The sequence below is a fragment of the Streptomyces sp. NPDC001890 genome (assembly GCF_042891445.1).
In the GTDB taxonomy this organism is placed as follows: domain Bacteria; phylum Actinomycetota; class Actinomycetes; order Streptomycetales; family Streptomycetaceae; genus Streptomyces.
Genome location: NZ_JBIATE010000010.1, coordinates 32,179 through 47,098, shown reverse-complemented (window position 1 = coordinate 47,098; position 14,920 = coordinate 32,179). Strand labels below are relative to the sequence as shown.

At 69.9% G+C, this 14,920-nt stretch carries 9 protein-coding genes; 4 read left to right on the top strand and 5 right to left on the bottom strand.

Annotated features, from left to right (window positions below; all coding sequences use genetic code 11):
- The first annotated feature begins 11 nt into the window (after nucleotides 1–11).
- Nucleotides 12–2,726 carry an aconitate hydratase AcnA gene (gene acnA / locus ACFYY1_RS23750; protein ID WP_388588792.1) on the top strand — a complete coding sequence of 905 codons (2,715 nt, stop codon included), beginning with the start codon at nucleotides 12–14 and terminating at the stop codon, nucleotides 2,724–2,726.
- Nucleotides 2,727–2,813: 87 nt separating this feature from the next.
- On the opposite strand, the gene ACFYY1_RS23745 is transcribed toward acnA, so the two are convergent.
- On the bottom strand, nucleotides 2,814–3,593 hold the full coding sequence (locus ACFYY1_RS23745; RefSeq protein WP_388588790.1) for a CHAP domain-containing protein: 780 nt from the start codon (nucleotides 3,591–3,593) through the stop codon (nucleotides 2,814–2,816).
- 216 nt (nucleotides 3,594–3,809) lie between these two features.
- On the opposite strand from ACFYY1_RS23745, the gene ACFYY1_RS23740 reads away from it, so the two are divergent.
- Complete coding sequence (locus tag ACFYY1_RS23740) at nucleotides 3,810–6,671, top strand: BTAD domain-containing putative transcriptional regulator (RefSeq protein ID WP_388588787.1); 2,862 nt, start codon at nucleotides 3,810–3,812, stop codon at nucleotides 6,669–6,671.
- Between the two features lie 74 nt (nucleotides 6,672–6,745).
- Here ACFYY1_RS23740 and ACFYY1_RS23735 read toward each other — a convergent pair whose 3' ends face one another.
- From ACFYY1_RS23735 to ACFYY1_RS23725, 3 genes are all read right to left on the bottom strand, one after another.
- Complete coding sequence (locus ACFYY1_RS23735; RefSeq protein WP_388588784.1) at nucleotides 6,746–6,943, bottom strand: DUF397 domain-containing protein; 198 nt, start codon at nucleotides 6,941–6,943, stop codon at nucleotides 6,746–6,748.
- The gene (locus ACFYY1_RS23730; RefSeq protein ID WP_388588781.1) at nucleotides 6,940–7,770 is read right to left on the bottom strand and encodes a Scr1 family TA system antitoxin-like transcriptional regulator; all 831 of its coding nucleotides are present in this window, start codon (nucleotides 7,768–7,770) and stop codon (nucleotides 6,940–6,942) included. Before ACFYY1_RS23730 ends, ACFYY1_RS23735 begins: the two co-directional genes overlap by 4 nt.
- Nucleotides 7,771–7,849: 79 nt before the next feature.
- The gene (locus ACFYY1_RS23725; RefSeq protein ID WP_388588778.1) at nucleotides 7,850–8,161 is read right to left on the bottom strand and encodes an ArsR/SmtB family transcription factor; all 312 of its coding nucleotides are present in this window, start codon (nucleotides 8,159–8,161) and stop codon (nucleotides 7,850–7,852) included.
- 149 nt (nucleotides 8,162–8,310) lie between these two features.
- Here ACFYY1_RS23725 and ACFYY1_RS23720 point away from each other — a divergent pair, with 149 nt between their 5' ends.
- Nucleotides 8,311–9,885, top strand: a complete 1,575-nt coding sequence (locus ACFYY1_RS23720) for an MFS transporter (protein ID WP_388588775.1) — start codon at nucleotides 8,311–8,313, stop codon at nucleotides 9,883–9,885.
- Between the two features lie 194 nt (nucleotides 9,886–10,079).
- Nucleotides 10,080–10,724, top strand: a complete 645-nt coding sequence (locus tag ACFYY1_RS23715) for a histidine phosphatase family protein (RefSeq protein WP_388588772.1) — start codon at nucleotides 10,080–10,082, stop codon at nucleotides 10,722–10,724.
- 107 nt (nucleotides 10,725–10,831) lie between these two features.
- On the opposite strand, the gene ACFYY1_RS23710 is transcribed toward ACFYY1_RS23715, so the two are convergent.
- Complete coding sequence (locus ACFYY1_RS23710) at nucleotides 10,832–14,677, bottom strand: GH92 family glycosyl hydrolase (RefSeq protein WP_388588769.1); 3,846 nt, start codon at nucleotides 14,675–14,677, stop codon at nucleotides 10,832–10,834.
- Between the last annotated feature and the right edge of the window lie 243 nt (nucleotides 14,678–14,920).

The following is a 14,920-nucleotide window of genomic DNA, read 5'->3' as shown; positions in this document are numbered from 1 at the left end:
AGGAGACTGTCGTGTCGGCGAACAGCTTCGACGCCCGCAGCACGCTGCGCGTGGGCGACGAGTCGTACGAGATCTTCAAGCTGGACAAGGTCGAGGGCTCCGCGCGCCTCCCTTACAGCCTGAAGGTGCTGCTGGAGAACCTGCTCCGCACCGAGGACGGCGCGAACATCACCGCCGACCACATCCGGGCCCTCGGCGGCTGGGACTCCCAGGCCCAGCCCAGCCAGGAGATCCAGTTCACGCCGGCCCGCGTGATCATGCAGGACTTCACCGGTGTGCCGTGTGTCGTGGACCTCGCCACCATGCGTGAGGCCGTCAAGGAGCTGGGCGGCGACCCGGCCAAGATCAACCCCCTCGCCCCGGCCGAGCTGGTCATCGACCACTCCGTCATCGCCGACAAGTTCGGTACGAAGGACGCCTTCGGCCAGAACGTCGAGCTGGAGTACGGCCGCAACAAGGAGCGCTACCAGTTCCTGCGCTGGGGCCAGACCGCCTTCGACGAGTTCAAGGTCGTCCCCCCGGGCACCGGCATCGTCCACCAGGTCAACATCGAGCACCTGGCCCGTACGGTCATGGTCCGCAATGGACAGGCGTACCCCGACACCCTCGTCGGCACCGACTCGCACACCACCATGGTCAACGGCCTCGGTGTGCTGGGCTGGGGCGTCGGCGGCATCGAGGCCGAGGCCGCGATGCTCGGCCAGCCGGTCTCCATGCTCATCCCGCGCGTCGTCGGCTTCAAGCTGACCGGCGAGCTCCCGGCCGGCACCACCGCCACCGACCTGGTGCTGACCATCACCGAGATGCTCCGCAAGCACGGTGTCGTCGGCAAGTTCGTCGAGTTCTACGGTGAGGGCGTCGCCGCCACCTCGCTCGCCAACCGCGCCACCATCGGCAACATGTCGCCGGAGTTCGGCTCCACCGCCGCGATCTTCCCGATCGACGACGAGACGCTGAAGTACCTGCGCCTGACCGGCCGCGACGAGCAGCAGGTCGCGCTCGTCGAGGCGTACGCCAAGGAGCAGGGCCTCTGGCTCGACCCGGCCGCCGAGCCGGACTTCTCCGAGAAGCTGGAGCTGGACCTGTCGACGGTCGTCCCGTCGATCGCCGGCCCGAAGCGCCCGCAGGACCGCATCATCCTCGCGAACGCCAAGGAGCAGTTCGCCCTGGACGTGCGCAACTACGTCGCGGACGACGAGGAGTCGGGCAAGGAGTCCTTCCCGGCCTCCGACGCCCCGGCCGCCCACAACGGCGTCCCGTCGAACCCGACCACGGTCACGGCCCCCGACGGCACGACGTACGAGATCGACCACGGCGCCGTCACCGTCGCCGCGATCACCTCCTGCACCAACACCTCGAACCCGTACGTCATGGTCGCCGCGGCGCTCGTGGCGAAGAAGGCGGTCGAGAAGGGCCTGACCCGCAAGCCGTGGGTCAAGACCACCCTCGCCCCGGGCTCGAAGGTCGTCACCGACTACTTCGACAAGGCGGGCCTCACCCCGTACCTCGACAAGGTCGGCTTCAACCTCGTCGGCTACGGCTGCACCACCTGCATCGGCAACTCCGGCCCGCTGCCGGAGGAGGTCTCCAAGGCGGTCAACGAGCACGACCTGGCCGTGACCTCGGTGCTCTCCGGCAACCGCAACTTCGAGGGCCGGATCAACCCCGACGTCAAGATGAACTACCTGGCGTCCCCGCCGCTGGTCGTCGCGTACGCCATCGCCGGTTCGATGAAGGTGGACATCACCAAGGACGCCCTGGGCATCGACCAGGACGGCAAGCCGGTCTACCTGGCCGACATCTGGCCCTCCGAGGCCGAGGTGAACGATGTCGTCGCCAACGCCATCGGCGAGGACATGTTCAACAAGTCCTACCAGGACGTCTTCGCGGGCGACGCCCAGTGGCAGGCGCTGGCGATCCCCACCGGCAACACCTTCGAGTGGGACCCGCAGTCCACCTACGTGCGCAAGCCCCCGTACTTCGAGGGCATGACGATGGAGACGACCCCGGTCGCCGACATCACCGGCGCCCGGGTGCTGGCCAAGCTGGGCGACTCGGTCACCACCGACCACATCTCCCCGGCCGGTGCGATCAAGGCCGACACCCCGGCCGGCAAGTACCTCACGGAGCACGGCGTCGAGCGCCGTGACTTCAACTCCTACGGCTCGCGCCGAGGCAACCACGAGGTCATGATCCGCGGCACGTTCGCCAACATCCGCCTGCGCAACCAGATCGCTCCGGGCACCGAGGGCGGCTTCACCCGCGACTTCACCCAGGCGGACGCCCCGGTGTCGTTCATCTACGACGCCTCGCAGAACTACCAGGCCGCCGGCACCCCGCTGGTCATCCTGGCGGGCAAGGAGTACGGCTCCGGCTCGTCCCGCGACTGGGCCGCCAAGGGCACCGCGCTCCTCGGCGTCAAGGCCGTCATCGCCGAGTCCTACGAGCGCATCCACCGCTCGAACCTCATCGGCATGGGCGTCCTCCCGCTCCAGTTCCCGGAGGGCGCGAGCGCCGAGGCCCTCGGCCTCACCGGCGAGGAGACCTTCTCCTTCACCGGCGTGACCGAGCTGAACGACGGCACCACGCCGCGCACCGTCAAGGTGACCACCGACACCGGCGTGGAGTTCGACGCGGTCGTCCGCATCGACACCCCCGGTGAGGCGGACTACTACCGCAACGGCGGCATCATGCAGTACGTGCTCCGCAGCCTGATCCGCAAGTAGCCGATCCGGCGGGACACCGGGCCGCACCTCTTCGCAGGACGAAGGGGTGCGGCCCTTTCCCGTACGCACCGGCTCACCGTCGTCAGGTCACGGCTTGAGTGCCTTGGGCGAGGTGAAGCCGACGACGTACTTCGCCAGCGCCGACTGCTTGGTGTTCTTGTAGTTGAGCTTCTCGCTGGAGTTGCCCTCGACCGAGAAGTACGCCTTGTACTTGGTGCTGTAGGCCGTGATGACACCGACGTGGTCGATGATGCCGTCCCCCTTCCAGTCGTAGACGACGACATCGCCCTTCTTCGGCACGTAGGGGTTCTTCTTCCTGGCCACCTCGGCGCGGCTGTGCCAGGTGTGGTTGGTGCGCCCGTAGCTGCGGAAGGAAGCGGCCGACGCGTTGAGTCCCGTCACCTTCGCGCCACCCCAGTACCAGGTGTACTTCGCGAAGTCGGAGCACCAGGCGCGGGACTTCCACTTCACGGGCGTCCAGGTCTTGGTGCCCTTGACGTACATGTAGCCCTTGCTCGTGCCGCAGGTCGCGCGGTTGGTACCGGTGCGCGGGGCCTTCGTGCCGTCGAAGCGGCGGTTGCGCGGGTCGGTCCAGAAGCCGGTGTAGAAGTTGCAGTTGTTCTTGGCGTTGACGCCGTTGGCCGCGCCCTCGTACTTGCGCTTCTTCACCTCGGCGTTCTTGCTGGTGTACTGGCCGAGCGCCTGCGCGGCTATCTTGTTGCCGAGCGCGCCGGCAGCACTGACCGTACTGGCCGAACGGGCCGTGCCGGCCGTGTCGGTCTGGACGGCGGTCGCGGGGTACGTCGTGACCCCCAGGGTGAGCACGGTGCCGAGGCCGGCCGTCGCCAGGGCATGGCGGATACGCATGTCTGCTCCTTGAGATCGGGCTGCTGTCCTGCTTCGCCACAGGCGGGTCCTCGGCTGCCGGCTGTGCTGTCTTCTCCGGTGCCCAGTCCCCGAACCTGTCCGGCGGGATGGACATCACCGTCCTCGGGCGACCCTGTCGCAACCTTGGAAAGAGCTTGAAACAGCTGCTCCGAGCCCCTGGCCCCGGTCTAGGATCACGCCCGGGGGGTGGGTGGCGTGGCCGTGGAATTCCGCGTGCTCGGAGGGGTCGAGGCCTGTGCCGACGGTCACCGGCTGGACCTGGGGCCCGCACGGCAGCAGCGCGTCCTCGCCGTGCTGCTGCTCGAAGCCGGCCAAGTGGTCACGGCGGACGAACTCGTGGACCGGGTCTGGGGCGAGGGCCCGCCGCAACGCGCCCTGCCGACGCTGTACAGCTACCTCTCCAGACTGCGCAACGCGTTGCGCACCGCGGGCCAGGACGAGCCGATCGCGCGGCGGTCGGGAGGATACGTACTGACCGTCGCGGCCACCGCCGCCGACCTGCACCGCTTCCGGGCCCTCCTGGCCAGGGCCAGGGCCACCGCGCAGGCGGGGGACGAGACGGCGGCGGCACACCTCTTCGAGGAGGCCCTCGCGAACTGGCAGGGCGAGCTGTGCCCCGGCATGGACACCCCGTGGTTCAACTCCCGGCGCGAGGCGGCGCAGGTCGAACGGCTCGCCGCCGTGCTGGACTGGAGCGATCTCCAGCTGCGCCGCGGGATCCACACCGAGCTGGTGCCCGTGCTGGCCCCGCTCGCCGAGGACAACCCGCTGGACGAACGGCTCGCCGGACAGCTGATGCTCGCCCTCTACCGCGGCGGGCGCCCCGCCGACGCCCTCAACCACTACCAGGAGCTGCGCCGTCGTCTCGTCGAGGAGCTGGGCATCGACCCGGCACCACCGCTGCGGAGCCTGCACCAGCAGATCCTGATCTCGGATCCGCGGCTCGCCCCGCCGGCCCGCGACACCGTGCCCGCCCCGGCGACGCGGACCACGACGACACCCCCCACCACGACGCACCCCAGACAACTTCCCGCGCCGCCGCCCCTGCTGGCCGGTCGGGACAACGAACTGGTCGGCCTGGACAAGCTGTTGGCGCCGCAGGGCGAACCGCAGGGCGGGACCGTGCTGATCGCGGTGATCTGCGGCACCGGCGGCGTCGGCAAGACCTCGCTGGCCCTGCGCTGGGCCCACGGCTGGCAGGAGCGCTTCCCCGACGGTCAGCTCTTCGCGGATCTGCAGGGCTTCACGCCCTCCGGTGAACCCGCCGACCCGTACGCGGTCATGCGAGCTTTCCTGGAGGCCCTCGGCGCCGACCCCGGGAGCCTGCCCACCGCCCCCCAGGCCCAGGCCGCGCTGTACCGGAGCCTCACGGCGGGCCGGCGCCTGCTCATCGTGCTCGACAACGCCCGGGACACCGACCAGGTGGTGCCCCTGTTACCCGGCAGCCCCAGCTGCACGGTCCTGATCACGAGCCGTCACCGGCTGCCCGGACTCGCCGCCTCCCACGGCGCCGCCCAGCTCACCCTGGAGACCCTCGACCCCGCCGAGGCGCGCGATCTGCTCGTCCGCCGCCTCGGCTCCGACCGGATCGCCGCCGAACCCGGAGCGGCGACGGAACTCCTGCGCCACTGCGCCGGGCTCCCCATCGCCATCAGCGTCCTCGCCGCCCGCCTCACCACCGACCCGATGCTCACCCTGGTCGCCCTGGCGGCCGAACTCCGGGAAGCGGCGACCCCGCTGGACGCCCTGGAGACGGGCGAACCGAACGGCGACATGCGGATCGTCTTCGCCTCCTCCTACCGCGCACTCGACGCCGATTCCGCCCGGGTCTTCCGGCAGTTCGCCCAGGCCCCCGGAGCGGACATCGGCCTGCCCGCCGCCGCCGGCCTCACCGGCCTGCCGCTGCCCCGCCTCCGTACCCGGCTGCACCGCCTCCAGGCCCACCACCTCGTCCAGGAACGCGTCCCGGGCCGCTTCACCTGCCACGACCTGCTGCGCGCGTACGCCCTGGAGATGACGGAGACCGTCGCCCCCGCCGGGGAGGCGAAAGCGGCACTCACCCGCGTACTCGACCACTACGCGCACACCGCGTACGCGGCCGACCGGCTCCTGCTGCCCCACCGCGACCCGCTCACGCCGGCGACTCCGGCGGACGGCACGCGCGTCGAGGAATTCACCGACGCCGACCGGGCCATGGCGTGGTTCGCGGGCGAGCACACCGTGCTGACCGCCGCCGTCAACCACGCGGTACGCACCGGACACGATGCCCAGGCGTGGCGGATGGCCTGGGCGCTCACCACCTTCCTCGCCCGCCGGGCGTGGTGGGTCGACGTCACCGCAGTGCACAGCACCGCGCTCGCCGCCGCGGTCCGCCTCGGGGATCCGGCGGCCCAGGCGGAGTCCCGCCGCGCGCTCGCCTGGGCCTGCACGGAGACCGGGCGCTTCGCGGAGGCCCACCAGGAACTGGCCCACGCGCTGGCCCTCGCGGAGAGCCACGGCGACCTCCTCTCCGCTGCCCACACCCACCTCGCCCTCGGCTGGCAGTACGAGCGCGAGGGCGACAACGCCGCCGCGCTGCGCCACGACCGCAGCGCCGTCGAGTACTTCACCTCGGCCGGAAACCTCCCCGGACGGGCCCGCGCCCTGAACGCCGTGGCCTGGGACCACACCCAGCTGGGGGACCACGAGGCGTCGGTGAGCCGCTGCCAGGAGGCGCTGGTGATCCAGCGGGAACTGGGCGACGACCGAGGCCGGGCCGGCACCTGGGACACCCTCGGCTACGCCTACCACCGCCTCGGCGAGCACGCGAAGGCCATCGACTGCTACCAGCACAGCCTGGACCTCAACCGCGCACTGGGCCACCGCTACAACGAGGCCGAGACGCTGGTCCATCTGAGCCAGGCCCACTGCGCGACCGGAGCCGTCGAACCGGCCAGGGCCGCCCTGCACGAGGCCCTGCGCATCTACCTCGACATCCACGCGCTCAACCCCGAGGTGAACCAGGTCCGCGCACTCCTGCGCGAGCTCGGCGGTCCGCCGGAACCGGAGAGCAGCTGACCGGCGCGGCGCCGGACGGGCCGTACGAGCCGGGCCCTTCACGCCGGGCGAGTCGGCCGCAGCCGTCGCTCTAGCTACCGCTTGACGCCTTGCACGAAGGCCGCCCAGACCGACGTACGGAAGGGCAGGACCGGGCTGTCCGTCAGCTTGGTGTCGCGTACGGGGACGAAGCCGGGGACGTTGTCGGCGACCTCGACGCAGCTTCCGCCGTCTCCGTTGCTGTAGGACGAGGTCCGCCAGGCGGCACGGCTGAGATCGGGTGTGCTGTTCATCGGTCGTAGTCCTTCGCCGCCGAGGCGATCAGTGCCAGGGACGCCTCCGGCGACAGCGCGACGGCCCTGGCCAGATCGTATGCCGACCGATACTGCGCCACCAGAGCTGCTTCCTCGATGAGTTGGCCCGCGTAGGCGCCCTCCGTGTACACGACGGGCGGCGCATCGGCGAACTGCATCAGCGAGGACATGGTGTTGAGAAACGGATGGAAACCGGCGGAGAAGGGCAGGACCTGCACGATCACATGCGAATGAGCCCGAGCCGTCTCGACGAGGTGGTCGAGCTGCTCCTTCATGGTGCGCAGGCCGCCGATCGGCACGCGCAGTGCGGCCTCGTGAATGATCGCCCAGAAGTCCGGCCCGTTCTCGCAGCTGAGGAGTTGAGCGCGCTCCATGCGAGCGCCGACCGTCCGTTCCACCTCTTCGTCGGACGCCCGCCGCTTCGTGCCTCTGGTCAACGTCGTGGCGTAGGCGCGTGTCTGGAGCACCCCCGGCACCAGCATCGGCGCGTACTCCTCGATGGACCTGGCCCGTTTCTCCAGTTCCGCCGCATCCGCGAAGTACCCCGCCACCTTCGACTTCCGCGCCAGCCGGCACAGCCGCTGAAGGTGCTTGCCGCTCCCCAGCAGTTCGTCGAAGGCGCGGGACATGTCCTCCTGCGGGCGACGCTCCGCCATCTCGAACAGTCCGATGTACGTCCCCGAGCAGAACGCCTTGTCACCCAGCTCGGTCTGGGACATCCCGGCGGCCTCGCGCAGGCGGCGCAACTCGGAGCCGTAGAAGGAACGGGCGTCGGCGTACGGATCGAGATCCTTGGGCTGCGGCATACGCCGGAACGTAGCGGCGCACGGACGCGCCGGACCGGGAATCGGGGAACGCGCCACTCGCACGTGGTACCGGCGCGAGTCAGGAGTGGGCGCGGATCAGGTCCAGCAACCCCGGGAAACGCTTGTCCAGCTCGTCCTTGCGCAGGGTGGTCGCGCGGCTGTTGCCCCGGTCCACCTGCCGGACCAGACCCGCCTCCCGCAAAGTCTTGAAGTGGTGCGTGGTCGTCGATTTGGAGACCGGCAGGTTGAAGGACGCGCAGGTGCGGGCCGTCCCCTCCGGCTCATGGAGCAGGGCCACCACGATTCCCCACCGCAGGGGGTCGGAGATCGCGTTCAGGACCGTGCGCAGGTCCATCTCCTCAGGTGCCGGGTGGCCTTCCTCGTCTGGCATCGCCGCTCTCCTCTCCTGAACCCGTACGCGGGCTGCTGCCCCCCATTCTAGGTACGGCTTGCTTCATACCTCGGGGTGTGCCAGCTTTAGGTACGACATAAATCGTACCTGGCCCATCGGTGGGTCGGCCGAGCCCGGAGTCCACCCCCATGAGTACGCAGACCGTGTCGTCCGCCTCACCCTCCATGCCCCTGGCGCAGAGGAGGTCCGGCCGGGCTCCGGCCCTGATCGCCGTGCTCCTCGCCGTGTTCGTCGTACCGATGTCGATCTCGGGCACCGCGGTCGCGCTCCCCGGCATCGGCGCCGCCACGCACGCCGCACTCGCGCCGCTCCAGTGGGTGGTCAACGCCTTCAACGTGGCCTTCGCCTGCTTCACGCTGGTCTGGGGGTCGGTCGCCGACATCATCGGCCGCGTCAGGGCCTTCGCCGCGGGCGTCGCGCTCTACGCCGCCGCCTCGCTCGGCTCCGCGTTCGCCACCGATGTGCTGTGGCTGGACGGAGCTCGCGCCCTCGCCGGAATCGGTGGGGCGGCCATCTTCTCCTGCGGCGCCGCGATCCTCTCCACCGTCTTCGAAGGCCCCGCCCGCGCCCGGGCGTTCGCGCTCTTCGGCACCGTCGCGGGCGTCGGCGTGGCTCTCGGCCCGTCCCTGTCCGGCGTGCTCGCCCAGACCCTCGGCTGGCGCTGGGTGTTCGCCGCGCCCGCCGTCGTGCTCGTGGCCGTGCTGATCGCCCTGCCCACCGTCTCCAGGGCGATGCCCGCCACCCCCTCCACCGGTGCCCGGATCGACGTTGCGGGGAGCACCCTCTTCGTCGTTGCCATGGTGCTGCTGACCACCGCCATCGTGCAGGGCTCCCAGTGGGGCTGGGGCAGTGTCGGTGTCGTCGCCCTGTTCGCCGGGGCGCTCGTCGTCCTCGCCGTCTTCGCGTACGTGGAGAACCGGCGCGAGCACCCCATGCTCGACCTCGGTGTGCTGCGCAACCGCCGGTTCGTCGGCCTCTGTCTGGTTCCGGTCGCCGGTTCCATCGGCTTCGTCACCATGCTGACGTACCTGCCCAGCTACCTCACCGCCGTCACCGGCCGCGACACCGGGGCCGCGGGCCTGGTCATGGTGCTGCTCACCGCGCCCGTGCTGGTCTGCCCGATGCTCGCCGCCAGGCTCGTCACCCGCGGCGTTCCCGCCCTCACCCTGATCCACGTCAGCCTCGGCTGCCTGGTCGTCGGTGACATCGCCCTCCTGCTCTTCTCGCCGGACGTCGCCATCGCCGTCGTCGCCCTGCCGATGATCGTCACCGGCGCGGGCATGGGGCTGGCCGCCGGGCTCGTCGACGGCCAGGCGCTCGCCGAGGTCGACCCGGCGAAGGCCGGCATGGCCGCGGGCTTCCTCAACACGCTGCGGCTCGGCAGTGAGGCCGTCGCCGTCGCCGTGTACGGCTCCGCGCTGGCCACTGCCCTCGGCTCGCGCATCTCCGGTTCCATCGGCGCCCACGCCGGGGCCGGTCACGCAGATCTGGTGGCGGGACAGGCGGCGGGCGGCGATCTCGCCCGTGCCGCCGAGGTGTCCGGTGCCACGGACCGGCAGGGGTTCGCCGACTTCCTCACCCGGGCCTACGACTCCGCCTTCCACAGCGTGCTTCTGGGGCTCGCGGTGGCCTGCCTCGTCCTGTGCGCCGTCGTCCTCGTCCTGCTGCGTGGCGGCAACCGCCCGGAGCAGCACGCCGCGTGACCGGTCACGGCCCTGCCGGTGTCGGTCCGTCGGCTGGGGCATTTGACGGAATGTCGCGGATCGTGCGGCTGCCGTACCCGGAAACGGTCCACCGTCCGCCTCGTCCCGGGCGCGCGGAATGCGATGGTGGACCCGCGTGGTTCACAGATCTGCGAACCACGCGGAACGAACGGCACACAGAGCGGATGACACCCATGGGCGAGCTGATCCTGATCCGGCACGGCGAGACGGAGTGGTCGCGGTCCGGGCAGCACACGAGCTACACCGATCTGCCGCTGACCGCCTTCGGGGAACGGCAGGCCCGAGCGCTCGCGCCGCTGCTCACCGACCGGCGGATCGCGCTCACCCTCGTCTCTCCCGCCGTACGCGCCCGGCGCACCGCCGAGCTCGCCGGGCTCGTCGCGCCCCGCATCACACCCGAGCTGCGCGAGTGGGACTACGGCGGCTACGAAGGGGTGACCACCGTCGAGATCCGCCGCACCCGCCCCGAGTGGAATCTCTGGACGGACGGGGTCGCTCCTGGACCCGAGGCGCACCCCGGTGAGACCCCGGCCGAGGTCGGGGCGCGTGCCGACCGGGTGCTGGCCGAGGTCGCGGAGGCGGCCGGGCGGGACGAGGACGAGGACATCGCGCTCGTTGCGCACTCCCACTTCCTGCGCGTGCTCACCGCCCGCTACCTCGGTCTGACACCGGCCGAGGGCACGCTGTTCCAGCTCGCCACGGGGGCCGTCTCCCGGCTCGGCACCGAGCACGGGAAGCCGGTCATCACGGCGTGGAATGTGACATTGCCCGAGAGCCTCTTCCCCCGGGCCGTTCCGGAGGCCCCGGAACGGGACTGAGCGGAACGGGGCTGAGCGGGAGCCGCGCCGGCTCCTGAACGCACCGACGGCCGGTACCCCGCCCAGGGGTGCCGGCCGTCGGCCTCGACGCAGGTGGAACAGCAGGATCAGGCGAGCAACTCCACTTCCGCGAGCGTGCCTTCACCGGCGAACACCAGGCGGTAGTGCGCGTACGAGCCCGGCTCGGCCACCGAGAACACCCTCGTCTGCCGGTCCCAGGCGAAGGACTCGGCCGACCGCTTGTCCAGGTCCTTCCACGTCGTGCCGTCCGAGGAGCCCTGGAGGACCCAGCCGCTCGGGGCCCCGGCCGCCTTGTCCGATGTCAGGGTGTAGCGGACCGCGTCCGTGGCCGAGGGGACCGGCAGGTCCACCGTGGCGACCTTCGCGGAGGTGGCCGAGGTGTTGTCGAACAGGGCGCCGTCGCCCTTCACCACGTCCGCCTGCGGTGTCGCCACCTCGTCGTCCGTGGTGATGGACGTCGGTGCCGCGTTCTTGCCGGTGCCCCACGACGACGGCCTCGGGCCCATGTCGAAGTCCAGCACACCGCCCTTCGCCAGCAGGTCGTGCGGGAGCGAAGTGGAGGTCCACTTCTTGCCGTTGACCCGAAGGCCCTGCACGTAGATGTTCTTCGCGCTGTTCTTCGGTGCCCTGACGACCAGGTCATGGCCGTTCTCCAGGTGGACGGTCGTCTTCTTGAAGAGCGGGGAGCCGATCGCGTACTCGCCACTGCCCATGACCAGCGGGTAGAAGCCGAGCGAGGAGAAGAGGTACCAGGCCGACTGCTCGCCGTTGTCCTCGTCGCCGTGGTAGCCCTGCCCGATGTCGCTGCCCGTGTAGAGGCGGCCCAGGACCTCGCGGACCTTCTCCTGTGTCTTCCAGGGCTGCGAGGCCGCGTCGTACATGTAGGTGACGTGGTGCGCGACCTGGTTGCTGTGGCCGTACTGCCCCATCCGTACGTCACGCGCCTCGGTCATCTCGTGGATGACACCGCCGTACGAGCCGACGAACTCGGGGCCCGCCGTCTCGGGGGTGGAGAAGTACGTGTCGAGCTTCTTGGCCAGGCCGTCCCGGCCGCCGTACAGGTTCGCCAGGCCCCGGCTGTCCTGCGGGGCCGTGAACGAGTAGCCCCAGCCGTTGGTCTCCGTGTAGTCGTAGCCCCAGACCCGGGGGTCGTACCGGTCCGAGGGGAGCCGCCAGTCGCCCTCGGCGTCCCTGCCCTGGAAGAAGCCGGCCTTGTCGTCGAAGAGCTGGACGTAGTTGCGGGCGCGGTTCAGGAAGTACTCGGACTCCTCCCTGTAGCGCTCCTTCTTCGTCTTCTCGTAGAGGGCGCGGCCCATTCGCGCGATGCCGTAGTCGTTGAGGTAGCCCTCCAGGGACCAGGACAGGCCCTCGTGCGTGTCGGTGTTCGCGTAGCCGGTGAACGGGGACGTCACCATGCCCTTGCGGCCGACGCCCGAGGACGGCGGGACCACCGTGGCGTTCTTCAGCGCCGCCTCGTACGCCGCCTCCGCGTCGAACTTCACGCCCTTGACGTAGGCGTCCGCGAACGCGACGTCCGAGGAGGTACCGGTCATCAGGTCGGAGTAGCCGGGGGAGGACCAGCGGGAGATCCAGCCGCCGTCCTTGTACTGCTGGACGAAGCCGTCCACCATCTCGCCGGCCTTGTCCGGGGTGAGGAGGGAGTAGGCGGGCCACGTCGTGCGGTAGGTGTCCCAGAAGCCGTTGTTGACGTAGACCTTGCCGTCGACGATCTTCGCCCCGGTGTGCGTCGGGGTGTCGGAGCCGACCTGCGGGGAGAACGGACTGGCGTACCTGTCCTTGCCGTCGACCCTCTCGAAGCCCGAGTTCGGGTACAGGTACAGCCGGTACAGGCTGGAGTAGAGGGTGGTCAGCTGATCGGCCGTGGCACCCTCGACCTCCACCTTGCCCAGGATGTCGTCCCAGGCCCGCTGCGCCCGTTCCTCGACCCGGCCGAAGGAGCGGGCGGCGGGGATCTCGGCGGCCAGGTTCCGCTTCGCCTGGTCGATGCTGATGAGGGAGGTCGCCAGGCGCAGGCCGACCGTGCGGTCCTGGCCGGCGTCGAAGCGGAGGTAGCCCGTGACGTCGTCGCCACCGCCGCCGGACAGTTTGCCGCTCGCGGTGACCGGCGCGTCGAAGACGCCGTACACGAAGAGACGGGTGGCGCCGGTCGAGCCGCCGCTCTTCACGTCGGAGAAGCCGGTGAAGGAGCTGGTGGCCGGGTCGAGGGTGAGGCCGCCGTCGTTGGAGACGTTGTCGAAGACGATGCTCGCGTCGTCACCGGGGTAGGTGAACCGCATCCGGGCCGCGTGGTCGGACGGTGTCATCTCGGCCTTGAGGCCGTTGTCGAATGTCACACCGTAGTAGTGCGGCTTCGCCGTCTCGTTCTCGTGGTGGAACGGCAGCGCGCGCGCCTTGCGCGAGGCGTCCGGAGTGCCGGCGACCGCCGAGGGCATCAGCTGGAAGGTCTGCCGGTCGCCCATCCAGGGGCTCGGCTCATGGCTGGCGCTGAAGGCCTGGAGGGTGGGCAGGTTGTCTTCGTTGTTGCCCCGCGCGTAGTCGTACAGCCAGCTCGTCGAGCCGGCGTTGGTGACCGGGGTCCAGAAGTTGAAGCCGTTCGGGACCGCGGTGGCGGGGAAGTTGTTGCCGCGGGAGAAGGCGCCGCTGGAGTTGGTGCCGCGGACCGTGGACGCGTAGTCGGACAGGTGCGCGCGGCGCTTCTCCGGCGCCTTCGGGGCGATCTCGATGTCGTCGATCCAGCCCTGGAACTTCGGTGTGCCCTTGGGGGAGTCGTACGCCACCAGGATCCGGTCCACGGTCCGGCCCGCCGCGACCGTGCCGATCGCCGACTCGACCTTGTTCCACTGGTTGACGTACAGCCGCTTGGCATCGGCCTGGCCCTGCGGCGTCAGCAGGCCGCCGTTGCTGTCGGTGGCCCGCAGCTCGCTCAGATACGTGCCGTCCGTGAACGCCAGGTCCACCGAGACATGGGTCGCCGGGTAGTCGAGGTCGGTCTCGCCCATCTGGGGATAGACCAGGTACGACAGTGAGGTGTCACGGGTGACAGCGGTGTCGACGTCGAAGACCTTGTTGTACGAGTACGCCCGGCCGTCCGCCTTGTGCGTCCCGGCGTACCGCAGCGCCCGCTTTCCGGTGTAGCCCGCGCCCGCCTTGGCGGTGGGGGAGCCGGAGGGGCCTCGGTCGACCTGGCTGCGCATCTCTTCGGGGGCCGGGGTGGAGGTGTCGCCGTCGGAGAACTGGACGTCGGCGAGCTGGGTGGCGTCGTCGGCGCCGTTGTTCCTCGTGATCTGCAGGCGGAAGTGCTGGTATGCGGTGTCAGATGTGAAATCGTACGACTTCGTCTGGAACCGCTCGCTGAACGTCTGACCGGTCCGGGCGTCGAGGTCCTGCCAGTCCTTGCCGTCGGCGGAGCCCTGGAGGGTCCAGTCCTTCGGGTCGCGCTCGTCGTGATCGTTGGCCGAAGTAAGCGCGTATGTCACGACCTTGGCCGGTTCGGCCAGATCGAATTCGACCCACCCGGTGGGCTCGAAGGTCAGCCACTTGGTGCCGGACTCCACATCGATCAGGTTTTCCTTGACCTCCCCGCCGCCGGTGTTCTCACCACTGGCGCGGACGTCTGTCACCTTGTCGGTGATATTGCCCGGTATTCCTGCGGAGAATCCGCCATCGACACCCGATGACCGCTTCTTTCCGTCCGGACCCTCTTCCACGGTGTTGCGCCAGTCCGGCTGTTTTTCATCCGCTTCGAACGACGAGTTGAATGTGCGGTCCCCCGAAGGGGGCCGACTTTCTTCGTGTGCGGCGGCCGACTGTGCGGCGGCCGCGGAGGGGGCGGTCACGACCAGAACGAGTGCGGCCGCGATCAGTGCGGCCGTACGGCTTTGCCTCTTGCGAGAACCATGTCGGGGCTGCATGCCGAGCCATTCCTCCCGAGGAGTGCATCCGGACAACGTTGTCAGAGAGATGCGCAGGGTCCAGTAGGGAGCCAAGTGCAGGGATGTGTCAAGGGTGTTGGACGGGAAGCGCATGGTGAATCGACCGTATTGCGGAAATCGTTACACCCGGGCCGGGAGCGTGCGGGGGCCATGTATCCGCGAGGTCTCAACTCGGGAAAGACTGCTGCTCAAAGTCGCATTCGATCTTGCTCAGTCGGCGGG